The following is a 14,536-nucleotide window of genomic DNA, read 5'->3' as shown; positions in this document are numbered from 1 at the left end:
GTAGTAATTTAAAGAAATGAGGGCACTCTATTATGATGCGAATGATGAACAACAAGGCGAATGTGAAAATTTTCTCCATCGTCATTGCTGCTATTTTTATTATCGGTATTGGTGCATTGGCATATACTCAAATGGCTACGCCAACTGGTAGTAGTGGTAACAGCACAATTGGTGTTATCGATACATCTCGTATGATGTCTCAAGATAATCCAATTTATATCTCTGCAGCTCAAGAATATATGAGCTATCAAAGCCAATTACAACAAGAAACACAAGCAAAAATTGATGCAGCACAAGATGATGCGACTAAACAAAAATTAGCTGAAGAAGCACGTCAAAACTTGGCAAAAAAAGATCAAGAAATTGCTAAATCCGTTCAAGATAAGGCGATGGAAGCAGCAAAAGCTGTGGGTGATGCAAAAGGTCTTAGCGTTGTAATGACTAAAGACACTGTATTATATGGTGGTGTAGATATTACAGATCAAGTATTGAAAAAATTAGCTAATGATGCGAAAAAATAAACTGTAGTTCTATGTAAGGGAGAACGACAATGAACGGGAAAAAACGATATATCGGATTTGCCATATTTCTCGTTGTTGCATTATGTGCTATGGTTTGGGCCTATGGATTTGTGACGAATCGTCAGCAGAGTCCTGATGGGGTATCAATAGGTGTTGTACGTATTGATGATGTATTAGAGTTTAATCCTTCTTATGAGGATTATAAACAAGCTAAAAATGAATTGGACCTTTTACAACGTCAGTATGAACTTGAACAACAAGCTCTAAATGCCAAGTCAGAGACACAAGAGGAACAGTTGAAATCTCTTGCATTAGATTCAACCTTGTCAGATGCTCTTACGGTGGAATTGCAAACTCGTATTGCAACAAAAGAAAATGAATTGAATCAGCAATTAAATGCAAAACGAAACGAACTTACGCAAAAATATTTGGCTGAGTTAAAAGTTAGCTCTAATGAATATGATTTAGAAATCGTTAATCTACAGTTAGATCTTTATGCTTATGATGCTCGTGTATACATTGATGATGCACAAAGAGAAGCAGCTATGGCAGAGAAGGCTAAGAAAGAGGAACGATTGAAGGAGTTATTAGCTAAGAGAAAACCATCTAATCTAGATGTGGACTCTATTAAGGCTAAAGTGCAAGCAGAACTTGCTCCTATGCAACAAAAAGGGCAAGAAGAGCTTAACCAATATGCAGCATCTTTACAAAAGGAGTTGGCTGCAAAACGGGATACTATGGTACAACAACAAGCACAATCTATTATTGCTAATAATAACTTACCTATTGCACAGGACTGGAATGATTCTTGGGCTAAAAAGCTTTCAGATAAAGAAGCTGAAGTAAGTGCACTTCATGAGGCCATTTTAGAAGATGTTCGTATGCGTGTAGCAATTATTGCAGAGGAACAACATTTAGATTTAGTCATCATCGATGATGGTGGTAATATTAAGGGGCTTGATATTACTGATGCTGTAAAAGCGTCCTATCGAGTTCAATAAGGAGTTATATTATGAATAAACGTATTAAATCTTTAGTATTAGGTGCATCCTTAGTGGCTTCTATGGCTGTTTTAGGTGGTTGTGGTTCTAATAATATTGGTTATGTTGATAGCGTGAAAGTAGCAAACAGCACTGAAAAAGGTATTGAAATCACTAAAGAAATCAATGCTAAGAAAGCTGAGTTGGATGCTAAAATTGCAGCCGCTGATGAAGCATCTAAACAAAATGTATTTAATCAAGCTAATCAAGAGTTAAACGCCTTTGCCAATGCAAAAGCACAAGAATATCGTCAATATCAAGAACAAAAAGTTGGTGAACTTGTAAAAGAGAAAAAACTTGATGTTGTTATTGAAAAAGGTGCTGTTGTTGGTGGTGGTTCTGATGTGACTGATGATTTAATTGCGAAGATGGGCAAAGCTTCTGATGACCAAATTAAAGAAGCTGAAAATGCGGCTAAAGCACAAGAACAACAAGATGCACAACAAAATGCTCAACAAGCAGGTCAAACTACAGCAGTTAATACTGAGGAAAGTGCACAATAATTAAGGATTATTACAGGGGGAGGAGTTTACCTTGGAAAAAACTTTACAGGAACTCGCAACATTAGTAGATGGTCGTGTTATAGGCGATGCATCTATTGTTATTACTGAGACACGTAGCTTTGAACAAGCCGTAAAACAATCCATAACTTTTGCAGTAGGTGAATATGTTGAACATATTGCATTATGCCAAGCGGGTGCTGTGATCGTTGAATCTGAAGTAACAGATGCACCGATGGCTCAAATTGTAGTTGATAATGCAAAAGCAGCATTTGCACAAGTGTTAGAACTCTTCCATCCACCTGTTGTTGTTCCTAGAGAAGTGCATAGCACTGCTATTATTGGCGAAAATGTAACAATTGGAAAAAATGTTGCTATTGGTGCTTATTGTGTTATTAATGATAATGCAGTTATTGAAGATAATGTAACAATTCGCCCATATGTTTATATTGGACATAATGTACGTATTGGCGAAGATTCTGATATTTATGCAGGCGCTATTGTTCATGAAAACTGTATTTTAGGTAAACGCGTTGTATTGCGTGCTAAAGCAGTAATTGGTGGCGAAGGCTTCGGTTTTGCTACAGAGAATGGCGTACATACACATATTCCACAAGTTGGAAATGTTATTCTTGAAGATGATGTTGAGGTTGGCTCTTGTACAACAATTGATAATGCTACAATGGGATCTACATTAGTTCGTCGTGGTACAAAAATCGATAACCTTGTACACCTTGGTCACAATGTGGAAATTGGTGAAGATTGCTTCTTGATTGCTCAAGTTGGTATTGCAGGTAGTACTAAATGTGGTAATCATGTAATCTTTGCAGGCCAAACTGGTTGTACTGGACATATCACAATTGGAGATAATGTACAATTTGCTGGAAAGACTGGTATTACAGGTAATGTACCATCTAATTCTATTATGGCGGGCTATCCTATGAGACCACATAAAGAATGGTTAAAATTGGCAGCTTATGAAAACCGTTTGCCGGATATGGTTAAAACAGTAAAACAACTACAAAAAGAAATTGACGCTTTGAAAGCACAGCTGAAGGAGAGCTAATAATCCATGTATAGGTTTATGAAAATCTTTAGTGCCTTTATTTGCTTATTACCTAAAGGTTTGCAATATGCTATTGGTACATTGCTTGGTGAAGTTGCGTGGCTAGCAGTGCCGCCTAAACGCAAGCGCCTAGCGATAGGCCAAATTCTATTCTGTAATATTACCGATGACCCCAAGGAAGCTCGACGTATTGCGAAAGCTAGTACTACACGCTTTGGTCGTATGATTATTGATGTATTACGCTATCCTGAAATTAAGGATGGTGCATACAAAGATATGGTAGAGTTTATTAACAAAGAGTACTTAGATGATGCTTTAGAAAATGGTCGAGGCGCAATCTTGGCGGCTGTTCACAGTGGCAACTGGGAACTCCTTGGGGGGGTTCTTGCTTCGGAAGGGTATCCGTTGATTTCTGTGGCCATGAAACAGAATGGTGATGCTGATAAGTTCATCAATGAATATCGTCGGATTATGCACCAACATGTGACTTATAAAACTGGTGTGCGGGAAATGATCAATGAGCTAAAAAAAGGTGCTTTTTTAGGCCTTATTATGGATCAGGATCCTGGTGATGATGGTGTTCTTGTACCATTCTTTGGTTATGAAACATTGACGGCTGCTGGTCCAGCTGTACTGGCTCGTATGCAAGATGTACCTATCATTTTTGTGACAATACATTATAGTCCATTTTCTGAGAAGCATGAGATTGAAGTGCATCCACCAATTTATGTGGAGCGTACAGATGATAAAAAACGTGATATAGCGGTAACAACAACGCTTTTAAATGAGTTTATTGAAGATTATATTAGAAGATATCCTGAAGATTGGTTCTGGCTTCATAACCGTTGGAAGTGGACACGTCGTTTCTATGGCGAGCAGATTGAAACTCCGCCAGATGTATATCACTAATTATTAAATATAAAGAGATTTTACATGTATATTTGTACAGTGTCGATTTAGATGCCGCATGAATAAAGCATAGTAAAGTCTCTTTTTATTTTGCAGTGTATAAAGTACTAACTATAATTAAATTTATATAAAGTTAATTATGTGAAAAATGCTTTCAAAATCATTGAATATATGGTAAATTTCTTGTATCACCTATGCAAATAGGGTATAATACATATTGGTGTATAGTAAACGTGAATTCAGATTATGAAAGGACTTTCTTATGAGTAAGCCACAACAAACAATTAAACAGGCTATTTCATATCAAGGGATTGGCCTTCATAGCGGTGAACCAGTGAATATGGTTTTTAAACCTGCACCTGAAAATACAGGAATTGTGTTTATCCGCACGGACATTGAAGGTCATCCTTCTGTGCGAGCACACATTGATAATGTGACGAACACTATGCGCGCTACTACATTGGAAAATGGTGAAGCAAAGGTTTTCACTGTAGAACATGTTATGGCTGCGTTCAGTGCTATGAATATTGATAACTGTTATATCGAGATGGATTCTCCTGAACCTGCTGTAGGTGATGGTAGTAGTGCTATTTTTGTAGGCCTTATAGAAGAGGCTGGCATTCAAGAACAAACAGCACCACGTCATGTATATAAAATAACTCGCTCCCATGCTATTTATGATGGTGATCGTTTTGTAGTTATTTTGCCATACGATGGCTATCGCATTACATTTACATCGGTTAACAGTCATCCGTTACTTGGTACGCAAAATTGCGATTTTGAGGTTTCACCAGAATACTTTAAAGAGCATATTAGTGCTGCTAGAACTATCGGATTTATGAAAGAATTAGAACAATTACAGGCTATGGGCCTTGCAAAAGGTGGTACCTTAGATAATGCGTTAGTTTATGATGATGAGAAGTGTTTGTCTATACCTCGCTTTGATGACGAATTAGTTCGTCATAAGGCATTAGACGTAGTAGGCGACTTATTCTTATTAGGACGAATCGAAGGTCATGTAATTGCTATGAAATCGAGTCATGAATTAAACTCAAAATTGGCTCGTAGTATAATGGAAGAAATAAGGGAGACACAGCCATGATTCTTAATCACGAAGACATTTTAGAAATTTTACCTCATCGTTATCCTATGCTTTTGGTAGATCGCATCGTTGAGTTAGAACCTATGAAACGCGCTGTGGGTATTAAAAATGCTACATTCAACGAATTGTTCTTCCAAGGTCACTTCCCAGGTAATCCAGTAATGCCAGGCGTGTTATTGACTGAGGCTATTGCACAAGTTGGTGGTATTGCTTTGTTATATCCTGAAGAAAACCGCGGTCTTACACCTATGTTTACAGGTATTGATAAAGTTCGTTTCCGTCATCCTGTAAAACCTGGTGATCAAGTACGTATGGAAGTTGATATTGTAAAGATCAAAGGTAAAATGGGTAAGGTTGAAGGCCGTGCCTATGTTGGCGACAAATTGTGCGCTAGCGGTGAATACATGTTTGCCCTTGTATAATGATTGAGGAGTGATTGTAGTGATAGTTGTAGGCATGGAAAATGCAGAATCCAACATCCATAGTACAGCCATAGTCCATCCAAATGCTAAATTGGGCAAAGATGTAATCGTAGGTCCTGGCGCTGTAATCGGCGAACATGTCGAAATCGGCGATGGTACACAAATCGGTGCACATGTTGTAATTGGTGGTTGGACAACCATTGGTAAGCGTTGTGAGATTTATCCTAGCGCATCTATTGGGTTGGAACCGCAAGATTTAAAATTCAAAGGCGAAAAAAGCTATTGTAATATTGGCGATGAAACGGTTATCCGTGAATTTGTCACTATTAGCCGCGCTACTGGCGAAGGTGAAGAAACACGTGTAGGCAATAACTGCTTGCTTCAAGCATGTACACATGTGGCTCATAACTGTATTGTTGGCAATAATGTAATTATGAGTAACTGTGCAGGCTTAGCTGGTCACGCTATCGTTGAAGATCGCGTAGTTATTGGTGGCCTTGCAGGTATTCATCAATTTGTTAAGATTGGTCGAAATGCTATGGTTGGTGGCATGGCTAAGGTAGTCCAAGATATTCCACCATACGTTATTGCTGATGGTCAACCAGCGCGTGTTATCGGCCTTAACTCTGTTGGCTTATCTCGTGCAGGTATTTCAGAAGAAGTACGCCGAGATTTGAAACAAGCATTCCGTATTATCTATCGTTCTGGTTTTAGTTTATCTAAGGCTATTGAAGAAATGGAAATGCAGCTTGATTCTTCTGTAGAAATTGAAAATTTATTACGCTTCTTACGCAATGCCGATCGTGGTATTATGCGTACACGTCGCGACTAATTCAAAAGACCTCGTACAATGTACGAGGTCTTTTTGTGTAATCTATAAATATTAATATTTTTATATGATTTATAAAATTTAGGCTTTTAATGGGATAAGAATTTTATAATAGTAGTTCATTAATATTAAATATTTTGATAAAAACATCTGAATATATTTTACGTTCCTAAGTTGTAAAATTGGGATTAAAATAATTCTGTTAAAATGATGAAGAAATAGGCATAAAACATAGTGTTTTAATGGTAAAAAGTATCCATTTATAGTACAATATATTGTATATGATTATGTCTTTTTTGAGGCATTATTTATTGTAAATTTGTAATTACTAATTGATATATAGGCCGTAGGTCATCTAGGAGGTATAGTCTTGGCAAAGGTAGGATTGATTGCAGGCATTGGAGTTTTACCTGTAGAATTCATGCGAGCCGCTCATGTATTAGGTCACGAGGTAGTTGTTATCGGCGTGGTTCCAGATGTAGACCCGGCTTTGAAGGCTGAGGCCGATGCTTTCTATGATATTAGTGTTGCTAAACTAGGTAAAATCTTCAAAACCTTGAAAAATGAAGGTGTTGTGGAGTTAACCATGTTAGGCAAAGTTACTAAAGAAATTCTTTTTAAGGGTCTTGCTTTCCCAGACTTGAAAACATTAGGCGTGCTTAAACGTTTGAAAAATCGCAAGGATGACACGATTATGCTTGCCATCGTTGATGAAATCGAAAGAGAAGGATTTAAAGTTTTAGATCAAACCGTATATCTAAAACCATTTATGCCAAAGGTGGGGGTGCTTTCAAAAGCACAACCAACTGATGAGCAATGGGCGGATATTTGCTTTGGCTTTGAATTAGCAAAACAAATGGGTGGTCTTGATATTGGACAAACTGTTGTTGTTAAGCACAAAGCGGCAATGGCTATCGAGGCTATTGAAGGTACTGATAAGTGCATTTTGCGTGGCGGTGAGTTAGGTCGTGGCGATGCAGTTGTAGTTAAAACAGAAAAGCCAAATCAAGACGTGCGTTTTGATGTACCTGCTGTGGGGATTAAAACATTAATGTCTATGATTGACAGTGGCTGTAAAGTGTTAGCTGTTGAAGCAGAAAAGACTATTTTTGTTCAGCAAGAAGACGTACTTGATATGGCTAATCGCCATGGTATTGTCATCTGTGCTGTAGACCAAGAATTTGTGAATTCCAGAAAGGATGCATAATGAAAGTCATGTTTTCCGCCGGAGAAGCATCCGGTGATACTCATGCGGCCAGCGTTGCAAATGCACTAAAAGAAATAGATCCTTCGGTCGATATGTTTGGTATGGGTGGCACCTTGATGGAACGCGCTGGTGTTCGCATCGTATACGATATTAAAAATTTAGGTGTTATAGGGATTGTAGAGATTGTCAAATCCTTACCAAAATTCTTTAAACTTCGCACCTATTTAAAACGTGTCATGATGAAGGAAAAACCGGATATTCTCGTATGTGTAGACTATCCTGGATTTAATATGAAGCTGGCAGCCGTAGCTCATGAATTAGGGATTCCTGTTCTATATTACATTGCGCCTACAATTTGGGCATGGCATAGTAGCCGTGGCAATACGATTCGCAAGTATGTCACTAAGGTAGCATCTATATTTCCTTTTGAAGCAGAAGCGTATCGCAAATATAAATGCGATGTAGAATTTGTAGGGCATCCTTTATTGGATATCGTACATCCTACAATGACTAAAGATGAGGCTGAGGAATATTTTGGAGCCCGTAAAGAGGCTAAAAAGGTTTTACTCATGCCTGGCAGTCGCAAGCAAGAGGTTTTATCATTGCTTGATACGATGTTAAAAAGTGGTGAGCAATTGATGGCAAACCATGAAGATATTCAATTCTTCTTACCTCGAGCACATACCATCGATCGCAGTGAGCTGGAAACCTTTATCGATGCCCATAAGGTGCCTGTTACGATTACAGAAGACCATACGTATGACTTGATGCAGATTTGTGATGTGTGCCTTGCCGCATCAGGAACTGCTACGTTGGAAACAGCAATGATGGAATTACCGACAGTGTTACTGTACCGTGTCTCCCCAATTACTTATGGTATTGGAAAAATGGTAGTAAATGTATCACATGTAGGATTGCCTAATATTGTGGCTGGTAAAGAGGTAATTCCTGAATTATTACAAGATTCTGTTACACCACAGGCTATTGTATCTTTAGTGGAACCTCTTCTAACTGATGTTGAGAAAAATAAAGCTATGCGCAGTGAATTGCGTGAAGTACATCATAAATTAGGTGAACCAGGCGCCGTAAAGCGTGTAGCGGAATTAGTATATAATCTCGGTAAGGAGAAATGTAATGAATAGTTACTCTAGGCTCTTATATTTTGTAAAGCCTTATTATAAGCGCATGATCTTTGCAGTATTTTGCATGATTGTTGCAGCTGCAGCCTACTTGGTAGTTCCTTGGTTAATTAAAAATGTAGTAGACCAAGTATTAGATGAAAAGAATATGTTTATGTTGAACCTCATTGTAGGGGCTATCATTCTTATATTCTTAATTCGTGGCTTTGCTACCTATGGTCAAACCTATAATATGTCCTACATTGGACAACGTGTCATCATCGATGTCCGTGAGGCTATTTTTAATCACTTGCAAAAATTAAGTTTATCTTATTTTGACCGCCGTAAAACAGGCGTTATCATGAGTAATCTTACAAATGACGTTGCTGCGCTTCAGTCTGCTGTAGTGGATAACTTAATTTCCTTTATTACAGAATCTGTAACACTGATAGGTTCTCTCGTGTCTATGCTTCTCATTGATTGGAAATTGACACTCGTTACCTTTATTACGGTTCCTGTAGTGTTGGTCATTATCAATGTATTTGGTAAAAAGCTTCGCGTCGCAGGTCATGATGTACAAGGTCGTGTGGCTGACATTACAGCCCTTTTACAAGAGGTTATTAGTGCAATTCGTGTTGTGAAATCCTTCGCCCGTGAAGATTTTGAACGCAAGCGTTTTGAAGATGAAAATGATCGCAACTTTAAAGCTGTTATTAAAGCTACTAAGTTGACTAGTTTACTAAGTCCAATGGTTGAGTTTTCTGCGGCTATTGCAGTGGCAGTCATTCTTTGGTATGGTGGCTATTCTGTAGTAACAGGAACTATTACAGCAGGCTCTTTGATTGCTTTCTTGATTTATGCCATTAATTTGTCCAACCCGGTAAAACGCTTGAGCCAAGTGTATGGTAACATTCAAAAAGCCTTAGCAGCAGCTGATCGTGTATTTGAAATCTTAGATACTAAAACTGATGTTGTAGAAAAAGCTGATGCTATTACGTTGCCATCTATTAAAGGCGATGTAGAGTTTAAAGATGTTTCCTTCTCTTATGATGGTGAAAAAACGGCGCTTGAAAACTTCACGTTGTCTGTTAAGGCTGGTGAAAGTGTAGCCCTTGTTGGTCCATCTGGAGCAGGTAAAACGACTCTTGCTAACTTGTTACCTCGCTTCTACGATGTAACGGGTGGCGCTCTTACCATTGATGGTTATAATGTAAAAGATGTTACATTTAAATCATTACGTGAGCAAATCGGACTTGTACCACAAGAAACAGTATTATTTAATGCCACAATTAAAGAGAATATCTTGTATGGTCGATTAGATGCTACTGATGAAGAGGTATATGAAGCTGCTAAGGCTGCTAATGTTCTTGAGTTCGTAGAAAAGATGCCTGATGGTCTCGATACAGTTGTAGGTGAGCGAGGCAGCTCCTTATCTGGCGGTCAACGTCAACGGGTAGCCATTGCACGTGCTATTTTAAAAGATCCTCGTATTCTAATCTTGGATGAAGCCACATCTGCATTAGATACAGAGAGTGAAAAACTTGTACAAGAGGCACTAGATCGCCTCATGAAAGGGCGTACTGCATTTGTTATTGCCCATCGATTGAGCACAGTTCAAAATGCTCATCAAATTGTTGTACTTAATCAAGGCCACTTGGTAGAGCAGGGGACTCACCAAGAGCTATTAGCTGTTAATGGCGGATTGTACAATCATCTCTATTCCGTTCAATTCTCCAACAAAGGATAACCATGTACTGGATATATAATGTATTGCTCATATTTTATTGGATTGGCTTGATTCCGGTTATTTTATACCGTCTCGCCTTTGAAGATGGATTTTATGAGCGTATCAAACAGAGTGCAGGCTATATGCCAGCCTCATTACTAAAGAAAATTGAAGGACGTCGTGCTATTTGGATTCATGCTGCTTCTGTAGGGGAAATTGTAGCTACTAGTCCGTTAGTAAAAGAGGTAAAAAAGGAATTTCCTGAAGCCGTTGTGGTCGTATCTGTCGTAACTGCTACAGGTCATGCAATGGCACATCGCATTATTCCGGAGGCAGAAGGTATTATTTTCTTCCCTCTTGATTTGCCTTATTTGACACGTAAGATTTTGCATATTATTAAACCTATTACTATCTTACTTGTAGAAACAGAAATTTGGCCAAATTTCTTGCGCATTGCGCAATCAGAAGATATTCCTGTTATGATGGTTAATGGGCGGATTTCTGATCGTAGTATGAAACGCTATAAATATATTAGTGCGTTCACAAAAGAAATGTTGCGTTCTATTGAACGTTTTTGTATGCAATCTAAGTTTGATGCAGCACATATTGAAGTGTTAGGAGCTCATACACCAGATATTACTGTAACAGGGAATATGAAGTACGACCAAACGTACGCTACTGTATCAAACGAAGAAAAACAATCTCTTCTTGAAGAGTTTGGCTTTGGTAATAATCATCCTATAATTATTGCTGGTAGTACACATAAGGGTGAGGAAGAAACAATATTTGAGACCTTTAAACAAGTATTACAAGAATACCCTCAAGCTCGTTTACTAATTGCGCCTCGTGAGATATATCGCGGTCATGATGTTCAAAATCTAGCGAAGCGTTATGAATTAAATGCTATTTGTCGTAGTGATATGACAGAGCCAGTTCATGAAGGAATACCTGTAGTTGTTTTGGATACTATTGGCGAACTCGGTCGTTTATATAGCTTAGGGGATATTATTTTTGTTGGTGGTTCTCTTGTGAAAACTGGGGGCCATAATATTCTCGAACCGGCAGCACATGGTAAACCAATTCTTGTAGGACCATATATGTTTAATTTCAAAGAGATTTTCGCTTTATTACATTCTCGTCATGCTTGTGAGCAGGTGAAGAATGGTAAAGAATTAACTGATATGGTATTGCGATTATGTAAGGATAAGGATTTATCAACGGAAATGGGGCAAAACTGTCTTGATATTATTCGTGAAAATCGCGGTGCTACACAACGCAATACACAAGAGTTACGTCAGTTATTTGAAAAACACCATATTATTCCATAAGCTAGATATAATTTATTAGATTCATCTATGATGTTACATAATAGGAGGAGTCACCTATGAGTGGGGAAGCATTATTTAAATCCATCGTTAGTGGTGAGAATCAATCCATATTAGGTGATATAGCTCGTTCCAGCTTGGGCTTTCTAAGTAAAGGTTACGAAAAGGCTGTATCAATACGAAACGCTCGATTTGATGCGGGAAACGGGGTTACTAAAGTTACCGTTCCGGTTATCAGTGTTGGGAATATTACTGCTGGTGGTACAGGTAAAACCCCAATGGTGAGATTTATATGTGATGTACTCACACAAAAAGGACTCCATCCTACTGTGCTAAGTCGTGGCTATCGGGCTGAGGACAATAAGAAAAATATAATTATTTCTAAAGATGGTGCTATGTTGGTAGAGCCATTTATTAGTGGTGATGAAGCTTGGTTGTTAGCCAAAGTATTACAAAAGTCTAATGTGATCATCGGTCGTGAACGGGCTAAATCTGCAGAAATTGCTATAAATGAGCTCGGTGCAGATTGTTTAGTTATGGATGATGGCTTTCAACATCGCGCATTAGCTCGAGATATTGATATCGTTCTTATTGATGCTTCTAACCCATTTGGTTATGACCATGTATTACCCCGTGGTTTATTACGAGAACCGCTTAGTGGGTTACAGAGAGCTAGTATTATTGTTCTTACCAAGGTGGATCAAGTGGCACCAGGTGTTGTTTCAGGTATCCGTAAGCGTTTAGCTCATATGCTTCCCAATACACCTGTATATGAAACAATCCACAAGCCTCAATGTATGTATACATTAGATGAGTGGGCCAACGGAGAAAATGGTTCTCCAGTCGATACATATCAAAAGCATCGAATCATGGCGGTTAGTGGTATTGGGAACCCTCAATCCTTTACACAAACATTGACCGATATCGGATATAATGTGGTCCATACAATGCCATTTGGTGATCATCATAATTTCGAAAATGATGATGTTGTAGATATTTGGAAAGAGGCATTTGCTCATCAAGCAGATGCTATTTGTATCACGGAGAAGGATGCGGTGAAGTTGAGTCAATTGCATGCAATTGAAGACTTGAAAATGCCGATTCTAGTGCTATCTATTGGGATTGAATTCATCTCTGAAAAACAAGAATTCATAGAAAATTTAGAGATTTAGTGTATAATAATTAGATACACGAATAACAGAAATGGGGGATTATTGTGAAGTTTGGATGCGTTATTCCTGCTCGTTATGGTTCTACAAGATTACCAGGAAAACCATTAGCGGATATAGCAGGTAAACCAATGATTGAACGTGTTTATGCAAGAGTGTCACAAGCGACAAAAACTGAGTGTACTATTGTTGCTACAGATGATGAACGTGTATATTCTGCAGTTCAAAACTTTGGAGGTTCTGTTATGATGACAGACCCTAATCACCCTACAGGAACTGATCGATTAGCCGAGGTTGCTAATCATTATACAGACTTAGATGTCATTATTAATGTTCAAGGTGATGAGCCTATGATTGAGCCAAAACTTATTGATGAATTGGCCCAACTTTTTGAAGAAGATCCAAACTTACAAATGGCAACTGTAGCCACTCCTTTATTGGAGGATGAATACGCTGAACCATCAGCTGTAAAGGTTATTTTAAATAATCGCAATGATGCGATGTATTTTTCTAGATCCTTAATTCCGTATCCACGTCGTGATTTTGTACGTGCGCCGTTAAAACATATTGGCATCTATGCATATCGTAGATATTTCTTATTAAACTATGCAAAGATGGAACCAACACCAGCGGAGCAAACCGAATCGTTAGAGCAATTGCGCGCTCTTGAAAATGGCTATACTATTCGTGTTATTCTTACAGATAAACGATTTATCGGTGTTGATACACCGGAAGACTTAGCTCGTGTAAATGCAATTTACGAGCAAGAGGAGAAATAAATGAAAACAGTTCAAATTAAAGATATTACAGTCGGTGGCGGTAAAGGTCTTTTTGTCCTTGCTGGACCTTGTGTTATTGAAGATTATGACCGTACATTGGCTATTGGCAAACGAGCAAAAGAAATTTGTGAACGCTTAGGAGTTCCATATATCTTTAAAGCTTCTTTCGATAAGGCTAACCGTTCTAGCTACGGTTCTTTCCGTGGACCAGGTCTTGAGGAAGGTCTAAAAATCCTTGCTTCTATAAAAAAAGAACTCAATGTACCAGTTGTAAGTGATATTCACTCCATTGAACAAATCGAACCGGCTGCAGAAGTATTGGATGTTTTACAAATTCCAGCTTTCTTATGTCGTCAAACAGACCTTGTATATGGTGCAGCTAAAACTGGCAAATGCGTAAATGTGAAAAAAGGTCAATTTATGGCACCTAAAGATATGGAAAATGTCTTAAATAAAATGAAAGAAACAGGCAATGAAAATCTTATGCTTACAGAGCGTGGATTTAGCTTTGGCTATAATAATCTCGTTGTAGATATGAGATCTTTCCCAATTATGCGTTCTTTCGATTATCCAGTAGTATTCGATGCTACACATAGCGTTCAATTACCTGGTGGCGCAGGTACTAAATCTAGTGGTAATCGCGAATTTGTACCAAATTTGGCTCGTGCCGCTGTTGCAAGTGGTGTAGATGGTCTATTCTTTGAAGTACATGATAATCCAGAGGAAGCCTTATCCGATGGTCCAAACATGTTATACTTAGATAATTTTGAAGCTTTGCTACGAGATTTAGTAGCTATTGATAAAATCGTAAAAGGTTAGGGGC

The 14,536-nt window shown here is 38.2% G+C and carries 15 protein-coding genes; all 15 read left to right on the top strand.

The window, feature by feature from the left end; translation table 11 throughout:
* Positions 1-32: 32 nt before the first annotated feature.
* Positions 33-521 (top strand): OmpH/Skp family outer membrane protein, encoded by a 489-nt coding sequence (locus VEIT17_RS06510; protein ID WP_060924949.1) that lies wholly within the window; start codon positions 33-35, stop codon positions 519-521.
* Positions 522-550: 29 nt separating this feature from the next.
* Positions 551-1,522, top strand: coding sequence for a coiled-coil domain-containing protein (locus tag VEIT17_RS06505; protein ID WP_129823844.1), 972 nt, complete (start codon positions 551-553; stop codon positions 1,520-1,522).
* Between the two features lie 11 nt (positions 1,523-1,533).
* Entirely contained in the window at positions 1,534-2,064 is a 531-nt protein-coding gene (locus tag VEIT17_RS06500) for an OmpH/Skp family outer membrane protein (protein WP_060924947.1), read from the top strand.
* Positions 2,065-2,095: 31 nt separating this feature from the next.
* The gene (gene lpxD, locus VEIT17_RS06495; protein ID WP_178885336.1) at positions 2,096-3,127 is read left to right on the top strand and encodes a UDP-3-O-(3-hydroxymyristoyl)glucosamine N-acyltransferase; all 1,032 of its coding nucleotides are present in this window, start codon (positions 2,096-2,098) and stop codon (positions 3,125-3,127) included.
* A gap of 6 nt (positions 3,128-3,133) precedes the next feature.
* On the top strand, positions 3,134-4,036 hold the full coding sequence (locus tag VEIT17_RS06490) for a lysophospholipid acyltransferase family protein (protein ID WP_178885334.1): 903 nt from the start codon (positions 3,134-3,136) through the stop codon (positions 4,034-4,036).
* A gap of 262 nt (positions 4,037-4,298) precedes the next feature.
* Positions 4,299-5,138, top strand: coding sequence for a UDP-3-O-acyl-N-acetylglucosamine deacetylase (lpxC, locus tag VEIT17_RS06485; protein WP_172703440.1), 840 nt, complete (start codon positions 4,299-4,301; stop codon positions 5,136-5,138).
* Complete coding sequence (fabZ, locus tag VEIT17_RS06480; RefSeq protein ID WP_004695477.1) at positions 5,135-5,560, top strand: 3-hydroxyacyl-ACP dehydratase FabZ; 426 nt, start codon at positions 5,135-5,137, stop codon at positions 5,558-5,560. Before lpxC ends, fabZ begins: the two co-directional genes overlap by 4 nt.
* A gap of 19 nt (positions 5,561-5,579) precedes the next feature.
* Positions 5,580-6,392, top strand: coding sequence for an acyl-ACP--UDP-N-acetylglucosamine O-acyltransferase (gene lpxA / locus VEIT17_RS06475; RefSeq protein ID WP_178885332.1), 813 nt, complete (start codon positions 5,580-5,582; stop codon positions 6,390-6,392).
* Positions 6,393-6,759: 367 nt separating this feature from the next.
* Positions 6,760-7,596 (top strand): LpxI family protein, encoded by an 837-nt coding sequence (locus VEIT17_RS06470; protein WP_172703441.1) that lies wholly within the window; start codon positions 6,760-6,762, stop codon positions 7,594-7,596.
* Complete coding sequence (gene lpxB / locus VEIT17_RS06465) at positions 7,596-8,738, top strand: lipid-A-disaccharide synthase (protein WP_060924943.1); 1,143 nt, start codon at positions 7,596-7,598, stop codon at positions 8,736-8,738. The genes VEIT17_RS06470 and lpxB overlap by 1 nt, the downstream gene beginning before the upstream one ends.
* Positions 8,731-10,461, top strand: a complete 1,731-nt coding sequence (locus VEIT17_RS06460; RefSeq protein ID WP_060924942.1) for an ABC transporter ATP-binding protein — start codon at positions 8,731-8,733, stop codon at positions 10,459-10,461. Before lpxB ends, VEIT17_RS06460 begins: the two co-directional genes overlap by 8 nt.
* A 2-nt stretch (positions 10,462-10,463) precedes the next feature.
* Positions 10,464-11,768: a 3-deoxy-D-manno-octulosonic acid transferase gene (locus tag VEIT17_RS06455; RefSeq protein ID WP_172703443.1), complete on the top strand. Its 1,305-nt coding sequence runs from the start codon at positions 10,464-10,466 to the stop codon at positions 11,766-11,768.
* Positions 11,769-11,824: 56 nt separating this feature from the next.
* The gene (gene lpxK, locus VEIT17_RS06450) at positions 11,825-12,937 is read left to right on the top strand and encodes a tetraacyldisaccharide 4'-kinase (protein WP_060924940.1); all 1,113 of its coding nucleotides are present in this window, start codon (positions 11,825-11,827) and stop codon (positions 12,935-12,937) included.
* Between the two features lie 44 nt (positions 12,938-12,981).
* Positions 12,982-13,713, top strand: a complete 732-nt coding sequence (gene kdsB, locus VEIT17_RS06445) for a 3-deoxy-manno-octulosonate cytidylyltransferase (protein ID WP_178885330.1) — start codon at positions 12,982-12,984, stop codon at positions 13,711-13,713.
* Positions 13,714-14,532, top strand: coding sequence for a 3-deoxy-8-phosphooctulonate synthase (gene kdsA, locus VEIT17_RS06440; RefSeq protein ID WP_024065882.1), 819 nt, complete (start codon positions 13,714-13,716; stop codon positions 14,530-14,532).
* Positions 14,533-14,536 lie beyond the last annotated feature (4 nt).

The sequence above is a fragment of the Veillonella nakazawae genome, from assembly GCF_013393365.1.
Lineage (GTDB): Bacteria > Bacillota > Negativicutes > Veillonellales > Veillonellaceae > Veillonella > Veillonella nakazawae.
The sequence above is the reverse complement of the archived record's forward strand: the minus strand, read 5'-3'. Positions and strand labels throughout refer to the sequence as shown.

Coding starts and splice junctions, on each gene's coding strand:
- VEIT17_RS06510 (WP_060924949.1), top strand. CDS start 33: ATGATGCGAATGATGAACAACAAGGCGAATGTGAAAATTTTCTCCATC.
- VEIT17_RS06505 (WP_129823844.1), top strand. CDS start 551: ATGAACGGGAAAAAACGATATATCGGATTTGCCATATTTCTCGTTGTT.
- VEIT17_RS06500 (WP_060924947.1), top strand. CDS start 1,534: ATGAATAAACGTATTAAATCTTTAGTATTAGGTGCATCCTTAGTGGCT.
- VEIT17_RS06490 (WP_178885334.1), top strand. CDS start 3,134: ATGTATAGGTTTATGAAAATCTTTAGTGCCTTTATTTGCTTATTACCT.
- lpxC (WP_172703440.1), top strand. CDS start 4,299: ATGAGTAAGCCACAACAAACAATTAAACAGGCTATTTCATATCAAGGG.
- fabZ (WP_004695477.1), top strand. CDS start 5,135: ATGATTCTTAATCACGAAGACATTTTAGAAATTTTACCTCATCGTTAT.
- lpxB (WP_060924943.1), top strand. CDS start 7,596: ATGAAAGTCATGTTTTCCGCCGGAGAAGCATCCGGTGATACTCATGCG.
- VEIT17_RS06460 (WP_060924942.1), top strand. CDS start 8,731: ATGAATAGTTACTCTAGGCTCTTATATTTTGTAAAGCCTTATTATAAG.
- VEIT17_RS06455 (WP_172703443.1), top strand. CDS start 10,464: ATGTACTGGATATATAATGTATTGCTCATATTTTATTGGATTGGCTTG.
- lpxK (WP_060924940.1), top strand. CDS start 11,825: ATGAGTGGGGAAGCATTATTTAAATCCATCGTTAGTGGTGAGAATCAA.
- kdsA (WP_024065882.1), top strand. CDS start 13,714: ATGAAAACAGTTCAAATTAAAGATATTACAGTCGGTGGCGGTAAAGGT.